This is a genomic window from Mesorhizobium sp. M7A.F.Ca.CA.002.04.1.1 (genome assembly GCF_004022805.1).
Classification (GTDB): Bacteria; Pseudomonadota; Alphaproteobacteria; order Rhizobiales; family Rhizobiaceae; genus Mesorhizobium; species Mesorhizobium ciceri.
The window spans coordinates 516-6,395 of sequence record NZ_RZPL01000298.1 but is presented as its reverse complement, the minus strand read 5'-3'; the positions used below and the strand labels follow the sequence as shown (position 1 = coordinate 6,395).

Annotated in this window: 3 protein-coding genes; all 3 read right to left on the bottom strand. The window is 56.3% G+C overall.

Translation table 11 applies throughout. The features are described from left to right. The coding region (locus tag ENZ75_RS16830) for a septum site-determining protein MinC (protein ID WP_128278192.1) at positions 1–643 on the bottom strand (643 nt) is incomplete at its 3' end. Positions 644–798: 155 nt separating this feature from the next. Continuing rightward, entirely contained in the window at positions 799–2,775 is a 1,977-nt protein-coding gene (locus ENZ75_RS16825) for a DUF4406 domain-containing protein (RefSeq protein ID WP_082826503.1), read from the bottom strand. Next, on the bottom strand, positions 2,772–5,135 hold the full coding sequence (locus ENZ75_RS16820) for an ATP-binding protein (protein ID WP_063168609.1): 2,364 nt from the start codon (positions 5,133–5,135) through the stop codon (positions 2,772–2,774). The genes ENZ75_RS16825 and ENZ75_RS16820 overlap by 4 nt, the downstream gene beginning before the upstream one ends. Between the last annotated feature and the right edge of the window lie 745 nt (positions 5,136–5,880).

Below are 5,880 nucleotides of genomic sequence, written 5' to 3'. Positions count from 1 at the left end.
CACCCGCCGAAGCGCGCCCGCGCAGCGTGCCGTAGACATGGATCGAGCCCGCCGCGATGATCTCCGACCCGGAAGCGACAGAACCCAGCACGATGACATCGCCATGCGGATGCACGATCGCCTGGCCGGAGCGGATCGGCGCCTTGATCATCAGCGTGCCCGAAGCTTCAACCTGCGGCTCGCTATCGCCCGCCTTGCTTGCGCCAGCCTTGCCGTCGCCGGCCTTGGCCGCGCTGCCCGCATCCGCATGCTGTTCAGCCGCCCTGCCCTCGGCCTTGTCGAAACCCTCCGCCCGCGCCTCGCGGGGCAGCAACCCATCCGTCGTCGCCTCCTTGGCGCCGACCAGCACCGGCGGCAGGTTGGGCGCGAGTGCGGCGTGGCCGTCGAGCTCGATGGCGTAGACGCGGATGCCGCGATGGCCAAGCACGTCGACCAGCGATTCGATCGCGGCGACATCGGGCTTCAAGGTGTTGAGATCAAGCACCACCGGCCGCCCGGCAAAATAGCCAGGCGAATTGCCGATCCAGTGATCCAGCCCCTCCAGCCACACGTCCAAAGGCGCCTCCGGCGTCAGCGTGAAAGCGACGAAAGAGCGGGCACGAAAGCGAATGGATTTGGCCTCGAGGGGGGCGGCAAAGGTCACGGCTGGCGAATCCTTACTGAGAGGTAAACGCTAGCGAGGGAATGGTTAACGAATGGTTAATGCCAGGGGTGGGAAGGCGGTAGGACGACAATTCCTGTTCCCGGCGACCCTACCCGAAAGAGCACTCGGCTACGGTGATGTTTGCTTGCCCAGCACTAGGCCGCATCACGGTCCTGCGGTTTCATGCGTGCTGGCACGTTTGCTCTGCGAATAACGTCCGCGATATGGCTAGTTAGGCCAACTTCGCCCTGCAATTCCACACCATGGTGCGGCTCAAGGCTGTCAATGACGTCGCGTAACTTCTCAAGTCCTTGCGAGACGTCAAAGACTATCCAATGCTCTGCTTTTCCCGGGACAAGCACGCCAGCAGCACTCTTAGTTGCGCCATGATGCATCTGCACCACCCATGCCCGTTTGCCATCGTGAACCCACTCGAAACGCACCGGGCCCAATTCGGCCGCACCCGCATGCAGGCGTTCAACGTCCGCGATAATTGACGACGGAAGTATCTCTGCCTTGGCAGTGCCTAACATGAACCTGTCACCCACACCGCGTAGCCCCTCGGTGACGATCTCCCCGCTCTGGAGCACTATCGACGCACCGGAATAGAGCGGCTCAACACTTGCTTGTCCCAGAATCGAAGCGATTAACTTGTGGTCCGGATCTTCTTCCTGCATGATCCTAAAGGGGTCGCTCCAGCCGCGCGTTGTCGTGAATTTGCCCGGTGTCTGCTCGATTGGTGCAGTGCGACACCAGACCTCCGACGAACCCGTTGCTTGGCCGAACGTAAACGGTGCCACCCGCCGATTGACCACAGTAGTGCGCGGTACTGGCAGGCCAATGAGGTGTGCGACAAGAAGCCCGAAGACCTTATCGCCAAGCATATGACTAAATCTGTTGGGCCACTGCGCTACCGGAAACAAATCTAACCCTTTGTGTTCAGCAATCTCCCATCCCAACGTGTGCATGCGACGCCAGCCACGTGGCCGGGGATGCAGACTGAATTCCAGGCGCGTGTTTTCGGGAACTGCCAAATCCGGTTCGAAACCGTAAACCGTAGCGAGGAGTCGGAATCCCCAACCGAGAGGTAGAGAAGCTGTGCCTGCCTTCTCTACCGCGCGAGGCGTATCGTCGGGAGCAAACTCGATGATCTTCCCAAGCACCACCCCGGAAACGCCACCATCGTGGATATCGACCGTTTCATTTACGATGGTATGCAGACCTTCGCGCGTGAGGCGTGCGATCGCATCGACAATATCGTTAACTCGAGTCAGACCGTATATGAATTCGCGGCTAAGCGGGCTTTCAGGTGTAAAGCTTCTCACATTCACGGAGCCGTCAGCGCTTCGCGCAAGGAGTGTCTCGGCAACTTCGGTAACGTTGGAGAATATGCGGTTAGGGCTTTCCCCAAGGACGCGTGAATACGCCTGCTTTGGTTTCCCACGATGCGGTTCATAGCTGACGAATTGCGCTACGTTGATAAGTTCAGCGAGCCGATCGAGCGAAGCGTCTTTTCGCGGAATGCCACCACCCGGCACGTAGACTACAGTCGCCACTGTTGTTTCGAGTTGGCTATATGCAGCACGCAATGTGTTCTGGAGAGCGAGCGGCGGCACAGCCAGTGCATCAACGCGAGCGAGTGCGCGGCTGATTGCGGCGACACCATCTCGTGCGACGATGGGCGATCCGTCAACACGAGCGGTGGGGATGCCTTCGAGATGTGCACGGCAGAATTCAGAGGCACTACCCGCGCTGTATTCCCATCCGTCCATTAACAGGATGCGGCTCGCGTGAGCTGAGATGAACTGCTGCCACAACTCTAGATAATCTTCTTGGGTCCAACCGTTAATGAATAGGCTCGCTGGCTCAACCACCGGCTCCGAGCCCCTGGCGCGGAGCAGTTCGGCTGTCGCTTTGAGCTGGTTCTCGTTCGGAATAATCACCTGCTCGACAAGTTCGGCACGATAAGCGCTCGCATCGGCCTCAAGCTGATATCCGATCTTGCTCCACCAATCTATGAACCGCAGTCCCGACGTGATCGGGCCGCTGAGATAGACGACCTTTCGTGATCCGAAGGCAGAACGCCAAGCTTGACGGATGCCGCTTAGCGGCTGGGGGGATTGAGCTGTCATTTCCTAACGTATTCCGGACTGCGCCGCTTAACGAACCTTAAGGATTCTTCTCTGAGCTTAAGTTCACTAGCGAACGAAGCCAGCTTGCCATTCTTTTCATCAGCCTTAAATAAAGCCGCGCAATCGAGAGCCGGATTTTTCTTTTCCTTAAGGACTGCGCCCTCCCGCGCTGCCATCTCGATAAGGGGCAGGAACTCGCGTTCAATTGCCTCCCGATCGTCTATTTCGTCGAATGCGCCATTGTAGAGGCGAAGAGTCGTTGTGCGTCCCCATTCCAAGAACTCACTCTCAAGTTCCGTCACACTTTGACTGTTACCAACCTGGCGAACAACACGCGCCACTGCAGCCTCGATATCCTTATAGCCCAAGAAGAATGAAGCACTCCGCAGGATACTCCATTTACCGGATTTCTCGATATTGTCAGGATTCAGCGCATGGTCGGCCGGGAGATTTCCCTTTTCGATCGCATCTTTCAGAAAATTCTTTATCATCTTCTGCCTTGAAGTAGCATCCGGCGGAAGCAGTAGGTAATTCTCGTCGATACGCCCCGTTCTACGGATCGCCGGATCGATGCGATATGCGTAATTGGTAGCCATGATGAAGATACCGCGCTTCGCTCGGCGCAAGTTATTAAACTTGGTCAGCATGCCAGGCGTCATGAACTTGAATACGGTATCTTGCTGGCCATGCCGCTTCGAGCTTCGATCCAGCACGAGTTCGTCAATCTCGTCGAAGAGGACCACGACGTCCGCCTGCGCCTCAAGCACCTCAAAGATCATTTTAGCGCGCGCTTCCACCTCGCCCCCGCCACCTGCCAGAAAGTCGCTGACGGTAATCGTTACGAGCGGAAAGCCGAGCGCATCCGCTAAATTTTCAGCAACGCTGGTTTTGCCGGTGCCAGGCGGGCCATAAATTAACATAGAATAATTTCGGGGACTTCCGCCGAGCCAAGGCAAAAGGAACTCCTCTTCTACCTTACGATAGGTCTCGAAGTATGGCCCGAGTGAGGTTATCGGCTCAAAGCTCTCCCTCAGATCTGCTTTGTCATCCGGGGCCGCGGCCGTTGTCGTCTTTCGAGCTAGTTGCATCGCTTGGGTCGCAGGACTCCAAGACTGTTTGGCACGTTGAGGCTTTCGAACGTTGAAGCGAGACAGTCGCAGCGTGGTGCGAGCTATGTGGCCGTGGAGGCTACGCCGGTATCCCAGAAGAAAATCGACTACCTGCGCGGTATCCCAAAGTTGGATCGAGTCAGGATCCGCGACATGGTCCGAGTGCCAGCCTGAAACTCGGCGTGGCGTTCCTTCAACATCGATTGTGACGCGCCTCGCCGCAAGCCAACTCCAGAAGCGGCGAAACAGAGCTATGTATCGTTCCGAGCGCCCATGAAACCGCTCGTCCTTATCTAGTCTCTGGCAGCACCGCAGAAGTGAATTTGCGGCCTCCACACTTATTGGGAAAAGTACAAACCCCTTTACGGTGCGCAGGAAGGGCTTACTTGGGCGCCAGTGAGCACTAGTCTGCTGCGCTTGCTCGAGGACATCAAGAACACGGTCGAATAGACGCACATCTATTGTCTGCTCCGAGAGGAGCAGCACGCCCTCCAAAGAGAAGATCAACTCGGCAGGATCGAAGCGGCTGTCCGGGATATTTGAGTACGAAAGCTGATCGTGAAGTGTACTCTCAAAGTAGCGCAGATATGCAGCTCTGCCTTCTATCTCTTGCCCCAGCGTATGAGCTGCACGCACGACTAACAAAGGAACGAATGCGTTGGGTACGACTTTTGATTCCGTCAAGCCTCTGTTCTTAAAAATAAAAAAACTGACGAAGCTGTTCGTCGGATCAATCTTTACGAGTTTCTGAACGACGATCCTGGCATCGGCCATGAGATCATCGGTCCCACCAGGTGTCGCCGACAAAACCTCGGCAAGAAACGACATGGTTAGCGGGTCATTGGTCCCGTAGGTAGGAGAAATCGTTGTTATGGTTTGGGCTCTGGTCTCAGAACGGGCTTCTCTAAGCTCAGCGACCAACCTGTCAAATGCCTTCTTTCGCGCTTCATCCAGCTTTTTCGCGTATTGACCGCCAACCTCAAATGCATAGCCTGGACGAGATGTGCCAACTCGTTGCGACTCGCGAAGAAGATCGATTGCGCGGATCATCATTGTCATCGTGCTATGCGAAATCTTGTGCTTGTCATTTTCTTTTCGGCGATCGGGAATTTCATAGGGCCAGTTGGGTTTCTCCGAATTGAACGTTCCCGCAATCGTTTCTCCTGTTTCTAGAAGCACTCGATCGATGGCGGCAATGTCTTCCCGATCACGTTGGATTCCATCACTGAGATAGGATTCGAGAGTATGCAAATGACCTCTGGAGTTCACTGTTCCTGTGCCGCAAGCGACCGATTCGGTATAAGGGCACTGTAGTGTTTAGGAAAGGGTGACCGCATCACTCAACCTGAGCCTAACGCATCCATACTAAGCGATACGCGCCCAGGGAGCTGTGATCCACCGCAACCCGCCCCTCAACTGAAAGCTTCCCTACCACCCATTCGCCACCATCAGCACGTTGCCCGTCTCCTGCTCCGCTGCTGGTGCAGCTATATTGCGCCGATGGCGGCAATTGCCAGTAGGAACATGCCCGCCGTGATCGCTGTCTTCTCGGAATGTTCTGCCGGGCGAAGTTTGGTGTGAAAGAGGACTCCCGCCGGGCCATGCCCAGGTATCCAGCCTGCAAGGAACGTCCCACTATCCCCTCAATGCCGCTTAAAATACTACACCTCGCGCTCATGCTTCTCCATCGCCTCACGCGTCTCGAACGTTCCCAGATTCCGCCTTTTCCCGGTCTTCTCATCCTCCTAGCGCGAATAAAGCCGGTATTTTCCGCATTTCATTTTCCGGATCATTTCGCTCTCCCTGGCTGATAGTTTCCCCTTGCCCTTGAGGTCCGCGCGGCTGCCCAGATTCCTCCTCGACCTCTCAAAACGGATGCACGACCCAACGACACAGGCTATATTGCCCCGTCTGGCCGAGGTCATCGAAGGGGAGGCATGACATGCAGGCAATGCCGATAGCGCATCAAGCCGCGCAACCCGTGCGCCCCATATCC